At 67.1% G+C, this 14,700-nt stretch carries 14 protein-coding genes; all 14 read left to right on the top strand.

Features of this window, described 5'->3' with window-relative positions; translation table 11 throughout:
- Positions 1-31: 31 nt before the first annotated feature.
- Positions 32-1,063: a heat-inducible transcriptional repressor HrcA gene (gene hrcA, locus MJO58_RS18535; RefSeq protein WP_090603928.1), complete on the top strand. Its 1,032-nt coding sequence runs from the start codon at positions 32-34 to the stop codon at positions 1,061-1,063.
- Between the two features lie 67 nt (positions 1,064-1,130).
- Positions 1,131-2,273, top strand: coding sequence for a molecular chaperone DnaJ (gene dnaJ / locus MJO58_RS18530; protein WP_090603926.1), 1,143 nt, complete (start codon positions 1,131-1,133; stop codon positions 2,271-2,273).
- Between the two features lie 23 nt (positions 2,274-2,296).
- Complete coding sequence (locus MJO58_RS18525; RefSeq protein ID WP_090603924.1) at positions 2,297-3,112, top strand: 16S rRNA (uracil(1498)-N(3))-methyltransferase; 816 nt, start codon at positions 2,297-2,299, stop codon at positions 3,110-3,112.
- Between the two features lie 54 nt (positions 3,113-3,166).
- Complete coding sequence (locus tag MJO58_RS18520; RefSeq protein WP_090603922.1) at positions 3,167-4,225, top strand: PhoH family protein; 1,059 nt, start codon at positions 3,167-3,169, stop codon at positions 4,223-4,225.
- Between the two features lie 18 nt (positions 4,226-4,243).
- Positions 4,244-4,777, top strand: coding sequence for an rRNA maturation RNase YbeY (ybeY, locus tag MJO58_RS18515; protein WP_090603920.1), 534 nt, complete (start codon positions 4,244-4,246; stop codon positions 4,775-4,777).
- A gap of 74 nt (positions 4,778-4,851) precedes the next feature.
- Positions 4,852-6,042 (top strand): hypothetical protein, encoded by a 1,191-nt coding sequence (locus MJO58_RS18510; protein ID WP_239723340.1) that lies wholly within the window; start codon positions 4,852-4,854, stop codon positions 6,040-6,042.
- 5 nt (positions 6,043-6,047) lie between these two features.
- On the top strand, positions 6,048-7,352 hold the full coding sequence (locus MJO58_RS18505; protein WP_090603916.1) for a hemolysin family protein: 1,305 nt from the start codon (positions 6,048-6,050) through the stop codon (positions 7,350-7,352).
- A gap of 49 nt (positions 7,353-7,401) precedes the next feature.
- Complete coding sequence (locus MJO58_RS18500; RefSeq protein WP_239723339.1) at positions 7,402-7,665, top strand: cytidine deaminase; 264 nt, start codon at positions 7,402-7,404, stop codon at positions 7,663-7,665.
- Positions 7,662-8,561, top strand: coding sequence for a GTPase Era (era, locus tag MJO58_RS18495; RefSeq protein ID WP_090603912.1), 900 nt, complete (start codon positions 7,662-7,664; stop codon positions 8,559-8,561). The genes MJO58_RS18500 and era overlap by 4 nt, the downstream gene beginning before the upstream one ends.
- A 181-nt stretch (positions 8,562-8,742) precedes the next feature.
- Positions 8,743-10,212 (top strand): EspB family ESX-1 secretion system-associated protein, encoded by a 1,470-nt coding sequence (gene espB, locus MJO58_RS18490; RefSeq protein ID WP_090603910.1) that lies wholly within the window; start codon positions 8,743-8,745, stop codon positions 10,210-10,212.
- Positions 10,209-12,146 (top strand): EspK C-terminal domain-containing protein, encoded by a 1,938-nt coding sequence (locus tag MJO58_RS18485; protein ID WP_239720413.1) that lies wholly within the window; start codon positions 10,209-10,211, stop codon positions 12,144-12,146. The genes espB and MJO58_RS18485 overlap by 4 nt, the downstream gene beginning before the upstream one ends.
- 237 nt (positions 12,147-12,383) lie before the next feature.
- Positions 12,384-13,505: an EspA/EspE family type VII secretion system effector gene (locus tag MJO58_RS18480; protein ID WP_239720412.1), complete on the top strand. Its 1,122-nt coding sequence runs from the start codon at positions 12,384-12,386 to the stop codon at positions 13,503-13,505.
- Positions 13,506-13,577: 72 nt separating this feature from the next.
- The gene (locus MJO58_RS18475; protein WP_239720411.1) at positions 13,578-13,892 is read left to right on the top strand and encodes an ESX-1 secretion-associated protein; all 315 of its coding nucleotides are present in this window, start codon (positions 13,578-13,580) and stop codon (positions 13,890-13,892) included.
- Between the two features lie 190 nt (positions 13,893-14,082).
- Positions 14,083-14,661: a hemerythrin domain-containing protein gene (locus tag MJO58_RS18470; RefSeq protein ID WP_090603904.1), complete on the top strand. Its 579-nt coding sequence runs from the start codon at positions 14,083-14,085 to the stop codon at positions 14,659-14,661.
- Positions 14,662-14,700 lie beyond the last annotated feature (39 nt).

The raw sequence follows: 14,700 nt of genomic DNA, 5'->3' as shown, positions 1-14,700 counted from the left end.
AAAATGGACACGATCAAGGAGGTAGCAACCAATGGGCAGTGCTGACGACCGTCGCTTCGAGGTGCTGCGTGCCATCGTCGCCGACTTCGTCGCCACCAAAGAACCCATCGGTTCGAAGTCGCTCGTCGAGCGGCACAACCTCGGCGTATCCAGCGCCACCATCCGCAACGACATGGCGGTGCTGGAGGCCGAGGGCTACATCACCCAGCCCCACACCAGCTCCGGGCGGGTGCCCACCGAGAAGGGCTACCGCGAGTTCGTCGACCGGATCGACGACGTCAAGCCGTTGTCGTCGGCCGAGCGGCGGGCGATCCACAGCTTCTTGGAATCCGGCGTCGACCTCGACGACGTCCTGCGCCGTGCGGTGCGGCTGCTGGCTCAGCTGACGCGTCAGGTGGCGGTAGTGCAGTACCCGACGCTGTCGACGTCGACGGTTCGGCATCTGGAAGTGATCGCGCTGACGCCGGCGCGGCTGTTGATGGTGGTCATCACCGAATCCGGCCGGGTGGATCAGCGCATCGTCGAGCTCGGCGACGTCATCGACGATCACCAGCTCTCCCAGCTGCGCGAGATCCTGGGCCAGGCGCTGGAAGGCAAGAAGCTCTCCGCGGCCTCGGTCGCGGTCGCCGACCTCGCCTCGCAGCTGGGCGGCCACGGCGGGCTGGGCGACGCGATCGGCCGGTCGGCGACGGTGTTGCTGGAGTCGCTGGTGGAGCACACCGAAGAGCGCCTGCTGATGGGCGGCACCGCGAACCTGACCCGCAACTCCGCGGACTTTGGCGGTTCACTGCGCTCCATCCTGGAGGCGCTCGAGGAGCAGGTGGTGGTGCTGCGGTTGCTGGCGGCTCAGCAGGAGGCCGGCAAGGTGACGGTGCGCATCGGGCATGAAACGGCGGTCGAGCAGATGGCGGGGACGTCGATGGTGTCTACCGCGTACGGCACCATGGACACCGTGTACGGCGGGATGGGTGTGCTGGGGCCCACTCGAATGGACTATCCGGGAACTATCGCCAGCGTGGCCGCGGTTGCTCTTTATATTGGCGAAGTCCTGGGTGCTCGATGATCGCGCATCCCAGGGTTTGTGGACACACGTGGTAACGCGGCCTTAAAAGGGCCAAGAAAGGTCAAGCGTGGCACGCGACTATTACGGGCTGCTGGGCGTGAGCAAAAACGCCGGCGACGCGGAGATCAAACGCGCATACCGAAAGCTGGCGCGCGAACTGCATCCCGACATCAACCCCGACGAGGCCGCGCAGGCGAAGTTCAAGGAAATCAGCGTCGCCTACGAAGTGCTCAGCGACCCGGAGAAACGCCGGATCGTCGACCTCGGCGGGGATCCGCTGGAGAACGCGGCCGCCGGCGGCGGCTTCGGCGGCTTCGGCGGCCTGGGTGACGTGTTCGAGGCGTTCTTCGGCGGCGGCTTCAGCGGGGGCGGGACGTCGCGCGGTCCGATCGGCCGCGTTCGGCCGGGCTCGGACTCGCTGCTACGGATGCGGCTGGACCTCGAGGAGTGCGCGACCGGCGTGACCAAGCAGGTCACCGTCGACACCGCCGTGCTGTGTGACCGCTGCCAGGGCAAGGGCACCAACGGCGATTCCGCGCCGATCCCGTGTGACACCTGCGGCGGTCGCGGCGAGGTGCAATCGGTACAGCGCTCGCTGCTGGGTCAGATGGTGACGTCGCGGCCGTGCCCGACCTGTCGCGGCGTCGGCGTGGTCATCCCCGACCCGTGCCATCAGTGCATGGGCGACGGCCGGGTGCGGGCGCGCCGCGAAATCAGCGTCAAGATTCCCGCCGGCGTCGGCGACGGCATGCGGGTCAGGCTGGCCGCTCAGGGTGAGGTCGGGCCCGGGGGAGGGCCGGCCGGCGACCTCTACGTCGAGGTGCACGAGCAGGCCCACGACATCTTCGTCCGGGACGGCGACGACCTGCACTGCACGGTTTCGGTGCCGATGGTCGACGCCGCACTGGGCGCCACCGTCAGCGTCGACGCCATCCTCGACGGCACCAGCGAGATCACCATTCCGCCTGGCACACAACCGGGTTCGGTCATCACGCTGCGCGGCCACGGGATGCCCCAGCTGCGCTCGACGACGCGGGGCAATCTGCACGTCCACGTCGAGGTGGTGGTTCCCACCCGGCTGGACGGCCACGACAGCGAACTGTTGCGCGAGTTGAAGAACCGCCGCAGCCGCGACGTGCCCGAGGTTCGCTCAACGCACGCCGGCGGCGGGCTGTTCAGCCGGCTGCGTGAGACCTTCACCGGGCGCTAGCCACGACCTGAGGGGCCCCGCACATGGTGGCTAGAATTTCTCAGCTGTTCTACGTCGAAGCACTGCCCGACACCGGTGGGCTGGCCGTCGTCGACGGCGACGAGGGGTTCCACGCCGCGACGGTGCGCCGGATCCGGCCCGGGGAGGAGCTGGTGCTCGGCGACGGCGCCGGGAACCTGGCCCGCTGCGTGGTCGAGCAATCCGGGCGCGACGGCTTACGGGCCCGGGTGCTGGACCGCTGGACCGCCGAGCCCGCTGCACCGCCGGTGACGGTGGTGCAGGCGCTGCCCAAATCCGAGCGCTCGGAGTTGGCGATCGAATTGGCCACCGAGGCCGGCGCGGATGCATTCTTGGCCTGGCAGGCGGCCCGCTGCGTGGCCAGCTGGCAGGGCGCCCGCGTCGAGAAGGGGCTGCGCCGCTGGCGTGCCGTGGCCCGGTCGGCGGCCCGGCAATCGCGACGGGCCTACCTCCCACCCGTTGACGGCGTGTTGTCGACGGCGGCACTGGTCCAGCGGATTCGCGACGAGGTGGCCGCCGGCGCGGCGGTCACCGTCTTGCACGAGTCGGCGACCGAAGGGATTGCGGACATCGCGGTGACGGGGGCGAGCTCGCTGCTCCTGGTCGTCGGTCCCGAGGGAGGTATCGCGCCGGATGAGCTCGCGTTGCTGACCGACGCCGGCGCCGTCGCGATCCGGCTGGGCCCGCAGGTGCTGCGGACTTCGACGGCCGCCGCGGTGGCCCTGGGCGCGCTCGGCGTGCTCACCGCGCGATGGGAGCGAACCGCCGAGGTCGAGTCGGCGGAACCGCTCGGAGCTGACCAGACGGAGCCCTCGGCGTAGACTGAGGCATCCGATCAACCCTGACGAGCCGAGAAGGCAGGCACCGGAAACCACGTGACGTCACGCGAGACCAACGCTGCTGACGCAGCTGGGGCCCTGCAGGCCGACGCTCAGGTTCGCAGCAGCATCGACATCCCTCCTGATCTCGTCGTGGGCTTGCTGGGCTCGTCGGACGAGAACCTGCGCGCCCTCGAACGCATCCTGGCCGCCGATCTCCACGTTCGCGGCAACGCGGTCACCCTCTCGGGTGAACCGGCCGACGTCGCGCTGGCCGAGCGCGCGATCTCCGAACTGATCGCGATCGTGGCCAGCGGCCAACCGCTGACCCCGGAGGTGGTGCGCCACAGCGTCGCGATGCTGGTCGGCACCGGCGACGAGTCACCCGCCGAGGTGCTCACCCTCGACATCCTGGCCCGGCGCGGCAAGACCATCCGTCCCAAGACCCTTAACCAGAAGCGTTACGTCGACGCCATCGACGCCCACACCATCGTGTTCGGGGTCGGCCCGGCCGGTACCGGCAAGACCTACCTGGCCATGGCCAAGGCGGTCCACGCGCTGCAGTCGAAGCAGGTCAGCCGGATCATCCTGACCCGGCCCGCGGTGGAAGCCGGTGAGCGACTCGGCTTTTTGCCAGGCACGCTGAGCGAGAAGATCGATCCGTATCTGCGTCCGTTGTATGACGCGCTCTACGACATGATGGACCCCGAGCTGATTCCGAAGCTGATGTCCGCCGGGGTCATCGAGGTGGCGCCGCTGGCGTACATGCGGGGACGGACGCTCAACTCCGCATTCATCGTTCTCGACGAGGCACAGAACACGACCGCCGAACAGATGAAGATGTTCCTCACCCGACTTGGCTTCGGGTCCAAGATCGTCGTGACCGGGGACATGACCCAGGTCGACCTGCCGGGCGGCGCCCGGTCCGGCTTGCGGTCGGCCGTCGACATTCTCGATGACGTCGACGACATCTACATAGCCGAGCTGACCAGCGTGGATGTGGTGCGCCATCGGCTGGTCTCGGAGATCGTCGACGCCTATGCGAGGTTTGAGGAACCCAATTCGGGCATGAATCGGGCTGCTCGGCGGGCCTCCGGAACCCGAAGTCGCCGATGATGACGCGGTGAGCAGGCCATGACGATCGAGGTGTCCAACGAATCCGGCATCGACATCTCCGAAGCGGAGTTGGTGAGCGTCGCGCGCTTCGTCATCGCCAAAATGGACGTCAATCCGGGCGCCGAGCTGTCGATGGTGCTGCTGGACACCGCGGCGATGGCCGACCTGCACATGCGTTGGATGGACCTGCCCGGCCCGACCGACGTGATGAGTTTCCCCATGGACGAGCTCGAGCCCGGTGGCCGTCCGGACGCACCCGAGCCGGGGCCGTCGATGCTGGGCGACATCGTGCTCTGCCCGGAATTCGCCGCCGCGCAGGCCGCCGCGGCGGGCCACAGTCTCGGACAAGAGTTGGCGCTGTTGACGATTCACGGCGTGCTGCACCTGCTCGGCTACGACCACGCCGAGCACGACGAGGAGAAGGAGATGTTCGCCCTGCAGGGGCGGCTTCTCGAAGAGTGGGTAGCCGACCAGGTCGAGGCGTACCACTACGACCGGCAGGACGAGCGAGACCGCCGGTTGCTGGACAAGTCAAGGTATTTCGACAATTGAGCCCTTTAAAGCGAGCACTCTGGATCGCGGTTTCGGCCGCCATAGCCTTTGCACCCTCAGTGGTGCTGGTCAGCATGCCCGGCGTGGCGGCGGCGTCTCCGTGCGCCGGCGAGGGGGCCAACCCCGTGTCCTGCCAGCACTGCATGTTCTATGTGGAGGCGTATCACACCGCGAACGTGTGCAACGCCCCGGCGCCGCGGCCGGCCCCCGCACCGACGAGTATCCCGGTGTATATCCCCGAGCCGCCGCCGCTGCCCCTGCCGGCGAGTCCCACGCGCCCGGCGCCGACGCCGGTGCAGACCCCGAAGATCAATCCGCCGGCCCCGGGCGCGCCACGAAACGTCGGGGTGGTGACTCCGCCGAAGAAGCTGGATGCACCGCCGCAGGCGATCGCGGAGGCCAAGGCCGCACCGGTGGCGCGGCTCAATCCCGCCGACCCGCCGAAACCGCCGACCTCGACGGACTTCAACCAGCAGGTCCAGAACGTCGTCAGCAACCACAGCGAAAACATCGATCAGATCAGGGCCGACAACAAGGTGCTGGTCCGCCCCCGGCACTGGGACTTCGTCGACTACGACGAGGATCACCGCCCGACCCTGTACAACCCGCTGAGCCAGGCGATGACCTTCCGTTACACCTATGACGGCGCGTCGCGGGACGCGTACCTGCCGGCCGGTGGCCGGATCGTGCTGGATGCCGGCGTCGCGGGCCTGGTCCCGTTCACCGCGGTCGGCGAGAGCTATCTGGTCGCCGGCAGCTTCTACGGCGGGGCCTTCGTACCGCCGCCCAACTCGCAGGGCCCGCCGCCGCCGGAATACGCCGCGCCGGCGCCCCCGACGCTGTATCAGAACGTCCTGGCCGAAATCCCCGCCGACAACCAGCTGGTGCAAGTCGGCCAGGTGGCGGTACTGGGCCGCGACGAAAGCCAACCCGTGGGCAGCCAGGACAGCTTCCTGCTCGACGACACCACCGTGGCCTGGGGTCAGGTGACCGATCCCGCCAGCGGTGCGCAGATCAGGGTCAGCAAAACCCAGTCACTGCCGGGCTTCGGGCCGACCGACAACGGTGACTTCTTGGTGACGCTGGCCGTCCGCGGAGACCAAACCCAACCCGCTCAGCCTGCCCCGCCCGCCCAGGCCTGGTGGCCGTGGGCGGTGCGGTATGGGCTGCTGGTGCTGGTCGTTGTCCTCATCGCCGGCTTACTCAACCGGCGAGCCAAGAGCGACGAGGCCAAGAAAGAGTCCGCGACCGAGCCAAGGCATTAGCACCGTTGACCGGGATATCTCAGCTCCTCGGTGCGCTCGCGTTGATTGTTCTGGGTGGGGTGTTCGCGGCGATCGACGGAGCTATCAGCACGGTGTCGCTGGCCCGGGTGGCCGAGCTGGTGCGCGACGAGCGGCCCGGCGCGCGATCGCTGTCGAAGGTGATGGCCGACCGGCCGCGCTACATCAACCTGGTGGTGCTGTTGCGCATCACGTGCGAGGTCACCGCGACCGTACTGCTGGTGGTCTTTCTGTACGACAACTTCGGCCTGAACTGGGCGGTGTTCGGCGCCGCCACCATCATGGTGCTGACCAGCTTCATCGTCATCGGGGTGGGCCCGCGTACCCTCGGCCGTCAGCACGCGTATCAGATCTCACTGGTGCTGGCCATTCCGCTGCAGGTGATTTCGTCGTTGCTGATGCCGGTCAGCCGCCTGCTGGTGGTCATCGGCAACGCGCTCACCCCGGGTCGCGGCCTGCGCAACGGACCGTTCGCCTCCGAGATCGAGTTGCGCGAAGTCGTCGACCTGGCCCAGCAGCGCGGCGTCGTCGCCGCCGACGAGCGCCGGATGATCGAGTCGGTGTTCGAACTCGGCGACACCCCGGCACGCGAGGTGATGGTGCCGCGCACCGAGATGATCTGGATCGAGAGTGACAAATTCGCCAGCCAGGCGATGAACTTGGCGGTGCGCAGCGGACATTCCCGCATCCCGGTGATCGGCGAGAACGTCGACGACATCGTCGGCGTGGTCTATCTGAAAGACCTTGTCGAGCAGACGTTGTTGGCCGCGGACGGTGGTCGCGGCATCAAGGTGGCGCAGGTGATGCGCCCGGCCGTCTTCGTACCCGACTCCAAGCCGCTGGATGCGCTATTGCGCGAAATGCAGCGCGACCGCAACCACATGGCACTGCTCGTCGACGAGTACGGCGCGATCGCCGGTTTGGTCAGCATCGAAGACGTGCTGGAGGAGATCGTCGGGGAGATTGCCGACGAATATGACGAGGCCGAGGTAGCGCCGATAGAAGACTTGGGCGACAAGCGCTTTCGAGTGTCGTCGCGGCTGCCGATCGAAGACCTCGGCGAACTCTACGACGTCGAATTCGACGACGATCTCGACGTCGACACGGTGGGCGGCCTGCTGGCACTGGAGTTGGGCCGGGTTCCGCTGCCCGGTGCCGAGGTGGTCTCGCACGGCCTGCGGCTGCGCGCCGAGGGCGGCCCCGACCATCGCGGGCGGGTGCGGATCGGCACTGTGCTGCTGAGCCCGGCCGAGCCGGCGGACCACGAACTCGAGGGCACGCATCGTGGCTGAGCAACTCGACTCCGAGGACACCAAGCTGGTCGTGCTGGCCCGGGCCGCGATGGCCCGCGCCCAGGCCCGCAGCGCCGCCTCGGTGCGCGACGTCGACGGCCGCACGTATGGGGCTGCGCCCGTGGACTTGTCGGCGCTGCGGCTCACCGGACTGCAGGCCGCGGTGGCGGCGGCCGTATCCAGCGGCGCGACGGGCCTGGAGGCCGCCGTGCTGGTGGCGGGGTCGGCCGACGACCCCGGCATCGCCGCGGTGCGCGAGCTCAGCCCCACCGCGGCGATCATCCTGACCGATCGCGGCGGCACCCCGCTATGAGCGAATTCCGTTCGGGCTTCGTATGTTTGGTGGGCCGGCCGAATACCGGCAAGTCGACGCTGACGAATGCTCTGGTCGGCACCAAGGTGGCGATCACCTCGAAGCGCCCGCAGACCACCCGTCACACCATCCGAGGCATCGTGCACCGGGCGAACTTTCAGATGATTCTGGTCGACACCCCGGGCCTGCACCGGCCGCGCACCCTGCTCGGCAAGCGGCTCAACGAATTGGTCCGGGACACCTACGCGGGCGTCGACGTGATCGGGCTGTGCATCCCGGCCGACGAGGCCATCGGACCCGGAGACCGCTGGATCCTCGACCAGATTCGTTCGGTCGCCCCGAAGACCACCCTCGTCGTGATCGTCACCAAAATCGACAAGGTGCCCAAGGACCGGGTGGCCGCCCAGCTCCTCGCCGTCAGTGAACTCGTCGACGGCGCGGCCGAAATCGTTCCGGTGTCAGCGGTGGCCGGCACCCAGGTCGACGTGCTGATCGACGTGCTGGCCGCCGCGCTGCCCCCCGGCCCGGCGTATTACCCCGACGGCGAGCTGACCGACGAGCCCGAAGAGATCTTGATGGCCGAGCTGATCCGTGAGGCCGCACTCGACGGTGTTCGCGACGAACTTCCGCATTCGCTGGCGGTGGTGATCGACGAGGTCAACCCGCGCGAGGACCGCGACGACCTGATCGACGTGCACGCGTTGCTCTATGTCGAGCGGGACAGCCAGAAGGGCATCATCATCGGCAAGGGCGGGGCCCGGCTGCGCGAAGTGGGCACGGCGGCGCGGGGGCAAATCGAGAAACTGCTGGGCACCAAGGTGTATCTCGACCTGCGCGTCAAGGTTGCCAAGAACTGGCAGAGCGACCCTAAACAGCTTGGGCGACTGGGCTTTTAGCGAAATCAGGTTTCGCGGCCGACGGGCGCAGCGGCTGGTGCCCAGCAGCTGCGCCGGTCCGCTGGACGAATCGAGCCGATCCGCTCCAAGAATCCTTTGAGGGCTCTCCCCGATGGTTCCCCTAGCGGCCGAAGAGATATCGGCCGACGGGTTCCAGACACCAGCAGGAGGATCGCGCGCGATGACGCAACCGTTGACGGTCAATGTCGAGAAGCAAGAACTTCTGGCCCGGGCCAACGAGCTGGAGCAACTGATCCCGGGTCTGCCCTCCGAATTGCAAGCCCTGCAGGCGCCGTGCAACCTTGCGCCGATCGTCGCGGCGGCCGAACAACTTGTGTTGTCCGCCAACAACATGCGGATCTATTTGGCGGTGGGCGAAAAGGAGCGGGCAAATTTGGCGGAGACGCTGCGTAACGCGGCCGATGCCTACGAGGACGCGGACGAGGGCGCCGCGCAGGCTCTGCGTGACGGAACCTCCGTGTCGAACCGGCCGGTGCAGCACGCCGATCAGGCGGTGGACCGAGCCTCGCTGAAGGACACCCGCCTGGCGGCCGACCCGTTGCCGGGCGAATTTCAGGCGGTCAAACAACGGGCGTTCGACTTGGAGCAACCCGACCAGGGTGCCGCATTTCTCGCCTTCGCGGATGCATGGGCGGCCCATCGGGTGGCGCTGCTGCAAGCCGTCGTTCGCTTTCGGCCTTTCACCGAATGGTCGGGCCCGGCGTGCTCGGCCGTTGAGGCGAACTTCGATCAACAGCGATCGTGGTTGACCGGGATGGCGGAATTGTGCAACCAGCTGGTCACTCAGGCCCACGCCGTCGTAGACGCGCACCGCTGGATGCGCGGCGCGCACATCGTATTTCCCGATCTCAACCCCGCCGGCGGTGACTACGTCCTCGACTACGCGGAAATTCTGCGTTGCGAAGAAACCTGGGAACGAATTTGGGACGACCCCGCGCAGGCCGCATACAAGCAGTCTTACATCGAGTTTTTCCAGAAGGCTCAGGAGAAGTCGGACGAGCTCGTTGCGCAGTACCAGCAGAAGGCGAACCTGCCGTTAGCTCCGATCAACCCCCCGACGCCGCCGGCGGCCACCGCAATCCAGCCACCGTCGGACGACAACCTGCCTGACGGCGGCGGGTCACTGTATCCGGACGGCTCAGCTGCCGATGCACCGGCCGGGGTACCTAGCGTCCCCAGCATCCCGAGTCTGCCGATGGGCGCCTCCCCGAAGACCCCGGCGCAGCCCGGTCCGGCCTTGGCGGGCAGCAAAGACACCAAAGTCCCGGGCCTGCCCAAAGCGGGTGCGCCGGGGCTCAAGCCGGCGTCGGTCGGCCTCGGCGGGCCCGCAATGCCGTCGGCACCGTTGCAGGACCCGCACTACACCACGGCGTCGCCAGGCGCCGCGGCGAAGGGCCCCGAGGGCCCCGGCCTTGCGGTGCCTGGCCGGGGCGCGGGCGGTGCGATGGGTGGTGGCGGCATGGGCGCGGCCCCACTGGGCGCCCAGGGCGATCGAGGTGCCGGCAAGGGCAAGCGCCTGCAGCAAGACGACGACGCGATCTATACCGAGAACCGGGCATGGACCGAGGGCATCATCGGGCGACTTCCGGCGGCGAAGAGCGCTGCCGACCAGAAAGGCCAGAAGCCGTGAGCATCGTGAAGCCGACGGGTCAGTATGCCGAGCAGATGCTGGGGCCGAACGGATGGCCGCAGGTCGATGAGGACACCTTCTATGACCGGGCCCGAGAGTACACGCGGGTGATGTCGGAGATCACCGCAGTCCTGGAAGCCTGCCAGCACGAGCAGATTTCGATCTTCGAGACCGGTGTCTGGACGGGCGGGGCGGCCGGCGCCGCCGGCGGCGAGCTTGCCACACGTATCGACGAGCTGACCACACTGCAGCGCCATCTGGTGAGAGTGGTTGCCTGGCAACGGGATATCGCCGGGTCGGTGGTTCGAGCCAAGTCGGAAATCGGCGACAACGTGGAGCTCGCTCACCGGCAGATCAACGAACTGGAGAACGACTCCCGCCTCGAGGCGGCCGAGCGAACCGACGCGATCGACACGCTGGTGAGTGCGACGCTGGCGGCCAATGTCGGCGTGGTGAGCGACACGGCCGAGCAGATTCGGGCCATCAAGCAGACAACGCCGCCGGCCAGTGCGCCGCGGATCCTGCTGAGCCAGCAGGCATTAGCGCCCGCCGACCACGATTCCCAGGCAGACGCTCCCGATCGGACGGCTTCGCTAGCGCCGGTGCGCGTGGCGCCGGCAACGCTGCTGTCGTCGATTCAGGGGGTGGGCCCGCGGTCCACTCCTCGGCCGCCTTCGTTGGGCGGGACCACAACGGTGTCGCCGTCTTCGGCCCCCGCATCGGTGGCGGTAACGCCGGCGGCCGCCGGGCGCCCCACCATGCCGGGGACTTCCGGCGGGGGACCGGCCGTCACGAAAAGCTCGGCGACACATCTGATTTCGCATGGTGGCGAACGAAGCAAGGGTGAGGTGTCGGTTCGACCCTCGTCGGGCGACCCGTCGGCGACGCAGGCCGAAGAGGCCGCCGTTATGTCGGGCATGCCCATGGCACCGGCCGCGCCGACGACGCCGGTCGCGGCCGGTGGCAACCAGGGCTCGGGTTCGCGTCCTGCAATCGGGCAGACCCGGTCGGCCAACTCCGCGGTGCGCCCGGCCGCAACTAACAGGGCAGCCCCGCGGCAAGCGACCGCTTCGCGCCGGGAACCGGTCGAGTGCACACCGGATACCGTTGCAGTGCAGCTTGTTTCGATTTCAGCGGCGCGGGCCGCGCGTGATGCCATCGCCGATGCCACCGTGGGTAACGCGGCGCGTGACGTCGGCCGGCTGCGGTTGGCGCGTCAGATCGCGGCGGCTTTGAACGCGCCGGTCGCCGGCAGCACACCGGATTTGGGTTTCTTCTGGCTGACCGCCCTGACCGTCGACGGCGAGATCGTGGTGGCCAACAGCTACGGGCTGGCCTACCTTCCCGACGGCGTGCAGTTGCCCGAGAAGGTCCACATGGCCAGCGCCGACGAGGGGATTCCGGTCGCCGAGCGGGCGCGCTGGGCAACTTATCCGGTGCTGGCCGTGCAGGCCTGGGCGAGCCATCATGGCACCCAGCTGCGGGCGGTGATCGGGACCGAGAAGCAATTGGCCAATTGCGATCCCGGGGTGGCCAAGATCGTCCTGAGCTCTGATGACATTCCGGACAGCGGCGCGATGGTGGGGCGAACCCGGCTCGAAGTGGTGAACCCGCAAGCGGCTGATCGGTTGGCAGCGACCCCGGATCGGGACCTGCTCGAATTGCTATGTCCGGCACCGGCCGGCGATCCGCCGGCCGATCGACGTGCCGCGTTGTGGATCGCCGTGATGCAGCCCCTGGCCAGCCAACTTGCCGGGCGCCAAGCCGCACATCTGCGGGCCATGCATGCCTACGCCGTGCACACCCAGGAGTTACTCCTGAACCGGGCCCGCGCCACGGTGGATCCGGCCGCCCAGCGCAACACCGTCGGTGATTGGCTGTACTGGAATCACCTCGCCGGGCGACTCGACCACACCCTCGCCGAGGCCGCGTAATTCGCGGAATTCGTTCCAAGAATCTGTCAAGGGCAATCGCCGAAAATTTACTTAACGGCCCGCCGGCCGGGTTCATCGCCGAACCGCACCAAGCGTATCGAGAGCAAGGAAACACAGATGAACGTATTCGTAGATGCCGCAAGACTGATCGCCAATCTGGGCGGTATAGGCGCACAATTCAACGGCGCAGGCAGCGCGAGTTATGGCGGTGAATACATTGCGTCGAGTGTGACCAGTATGAGCGCGGACGCGCTGTCCGGCGGCCTGGTCGGCTACAAGATGGTTCAGCAATATCGACTGTCTCAGAATATGTCTCCCGAAGAGTTGGAAGAGATGAACAAGGGGATGAAAGACAGCACCAGTCTCATCCTCAAGACCCTCACCGTCGTCGACCTCGTGGAACTGATGACCGGATTCGGGCCGCCTTGCGACGGAGCCGATTTCGCCGCAGGCTCGCAACAGCTCATCGAAATCTCCGACCAACTGAGGTCGGCGCTCCCGGACGACGACTGGCAGGGCGACGCGTCGCAGGCCTATGCCCAACAGGTAACGGCACTGCGGACTCTCGCGCAGGAGATGGCTGAGCTGGACCGCCAGCTTGCCGACATCACCAAGAATCAGGCCGAGTGGGTTACCCATATGCGGTTGGCCTTCGGGATATTGAAGGACCTCCTGATGGCGGCATTTGCCATTGAGTTGGCCCTGAAGATATCGGTGCCTCAGCCGGCCGGCCTCGCCCTGGCCCAGACATTCGCCACCACGGTTGCCGTCCTGGGGATCGGCGCTGCCAGCTCTTTCGTTTTGACGCTGTTCCGCTACTCGCAAGACAATGCGGACAAGGCGAACGAAATGATTTCCAAGTACCAAAAGCTGGCACCGGTTTCCACGGGTGCCACGCCGGCCGAGTCGCACGTGGCCGCCGCGCCGAGGTCCATCACGCCCGACTTCGCGGAGGTCTCGAGCAAGACGACCGACGTGTTCAGTGCGGTCGAGGTCGCCCCGGCACGCCCGGATGCTTCGACGAAGCAAAGCAACCCCGCCGGCGCAGCTGACACCTCTGAGCGACGGCGCGTGTTGGAGGCGCGCGATGAGGCGGCGCCCGCGGCCGCGTTGTCATCCAGCGCGCCGACGTTGGCTGCGGTTGCTCAAATGCCAGGGAAGGCGGCACAACTGGGTCAGAGTGCGGGACCGCGGCCGATTTACCCAGTGTCCCGGACGGGCCAGCAGGCGGGTCTGATCGAGGACAAGGGGCTTGCCGACGACGTCGCCGACGCCGCAGCGGCACCGGGTACTGAGGGCGTCGAGCGCGCACCGATCGAGTTCGCGGCGGCCGAGGCCATCGTACGACGCGCCGGGTAAAGCCGGCGAAACAGCCAAAACCGTTGTGCAATAACCAATACCGACTCGAAAATCACAAAGGAGAACAAAACCATGTCCGATTTAGTCGTCACGCCGAACTACCTCGACCAGCTGGCCACAATTGAGAACCAAACATCCGCCAAGATCGGATCGGCGGCCGAGGTGACCAAAGGGATCAGCTCCCAAGTCTGGCTCACCCACGGTGTGGGCAGCGAGCCCTCCAATATTGCGCTGACTCGTGTCGAGGGCGCGCGCCGTCGTGCGGTCGAAGCAATGCAAGGTGTCTGCCAGGACCTCGCCGTCAAGCTGGGCACGGCCGCCGCCGCCTACGCCAGCACCGACGAGCAGGCGGCCGGCAACATCGACAAGCAACTCGTGGCCCGCTGAGCAGATGAGGCCCTCCTACCGCCGGAGGGCCTCATTGGCGATTCGCCAGAAGCGGAGAAGGGTTGAGCCCCAAATATTCCAGAGCTCCACCGGTACAGCGCCATTGGCTGACGTTTTTTGGCTGACGTTTTAGTGTCCTTAGCCCGGGTACCACTCACCGACCGATACAGCCCCAATCGGAAGGCAAGGCATGGATGCATTAACGTTTCTCCGTCAAGACCACGAAAGCGTGCTCGGATTGTTCGAGACGCTCGATGGCGCACCGTCGGGCTCCGGCGCTGAAGTCAGCGGCCTGGAAACCATGGTGAACAACCTGATCATCGCCGAGTCACAGCACGAAGCGATCGAAGAGCAGTTCTTCTGGCCCGCGGTGCGTGAGGCGCTCGGTGATGCGTTCGCCGACAAGGCGATCGAACAGGAGCAGACCGGCAAGAAATTGCTGCAGCGCCTCGAAGACGGCAAGCCCGGCGACCCGGATTATCACGAAGCCCTGCAGCAATTCGTCGAAGCGGGCCGGGAACACATCGCCTACGAGCAGGAGGTGGTGTGGCCGCAGGTCGAACAGGTGATCAGCCGCGAGGATCTGGAGAAGATCGGCGAAAAGCTGGAAGCCGCAAAGAAAATCGCGCCCACCAGGCCGCACCCCGACACTCCGTCCAACTCTGCCGTGCAGAAGACGATGGGAGTGGGCGCGGCGATAGTGGACCACGTGCGCGATGCGGTCACCGGCCGTAGCCAAGACAACCCGCCGGACCCGCAGGTCCATTAGGCCGGTCCATTACCCAACGAAGACTGGGCATCGGAGCAT

It is taken from the genome of Mycobacterium lentiflavum, assembly GCF_022374895.2.
GTDB classification, from domain to species: domain Bacteria; phylum Actinomycetota; class Actinomycetes; order Mycobacteriales; family Mycobacteriaceae; genus Mycobacterium; species Mycobacterium lentiflavum.
The sequence above is the reverse complement of the archived record's forward strand: the minus strand, read 5'-3'. Positions and strand labels throughout refer to the sequence as shown.

What these genes read in the sequence shown, in the direction of transcription:
- hrcA (WP_090603928.1), top strand. Translation starts at nt 32, where the DNA reads ATGGGCAGTGCTGACGACCGTCGCTTCGAGGTGCTGCGTGCCATCGTC.
- MJO58_RS18525 (WP_090603924.1), top strand. Translation starts at nt 2,297, where the DNA reads ATGGTGGCTAGAATTTCTCAGCTGTTCTACGTCGAAGCACTGCCCGAC.
- ybeY (WP_090603920.1), top strand. Translation starts at nt 4,244, where the DNA reads ATGACGATCGAGGTGTCCAACGAATCCGGCATCGACATCTCCGAAGCG.
- MJO58_RS18510 (WP_239723340.1), top strand. Translation starts at nt 4,852, where the DNA reads ATGCCCGGCGTGGCGGCGGCGTCTCCGTGCGCCGGCGAGGGGGCCAAC.
- MJO58_RS18500 (WP_239723339.1), top strand. Translation starts at nt 7,402, where the DNA reads ATGGCCCGCGCCCAGGCCCGCAGCGCCGCCTCGGTGCGCGACGTCGAC.
- era (WP_090603912.1), top strand. Translation starts at nt 7,662, where the DNA reads ATGAGCGAATTCCGTTCGGGCTTCGTATGTTTGGTGGGCCGGCCGAAT.
- espB (WP_090603910.1), top strand. Translation starts at nt 8,743, where the DNA reads ATGACGCAACCGTTGACGGTCAATGTCGAGAAGCAAGAACTTCTGGCC.
- MJO58_RS18480 (WP_239720412.1), top strand. Translation starts at nt 12,384, where the DNA reads ATGAGCGCGGACGCGCTGTCCGGCGGCCTGGTCGGCTACAAGATGGTT.
- MJO58_RS18475 (WP_239720411.1), top strand. Translation starts at nt 13,578, where the DNA reads ATGTCCGATTTAGTCGTCACGCCGAACTACCTCGACCAGCTGGCCACA.
- MJO58_RS18470 (WP_090603904.1), top strand. Translation starts at nt 14,083, where the DNA reads ATGGATGCATTAACGTTTCTCCGTCAAGACCACGAAAGCGTGCTCGGA.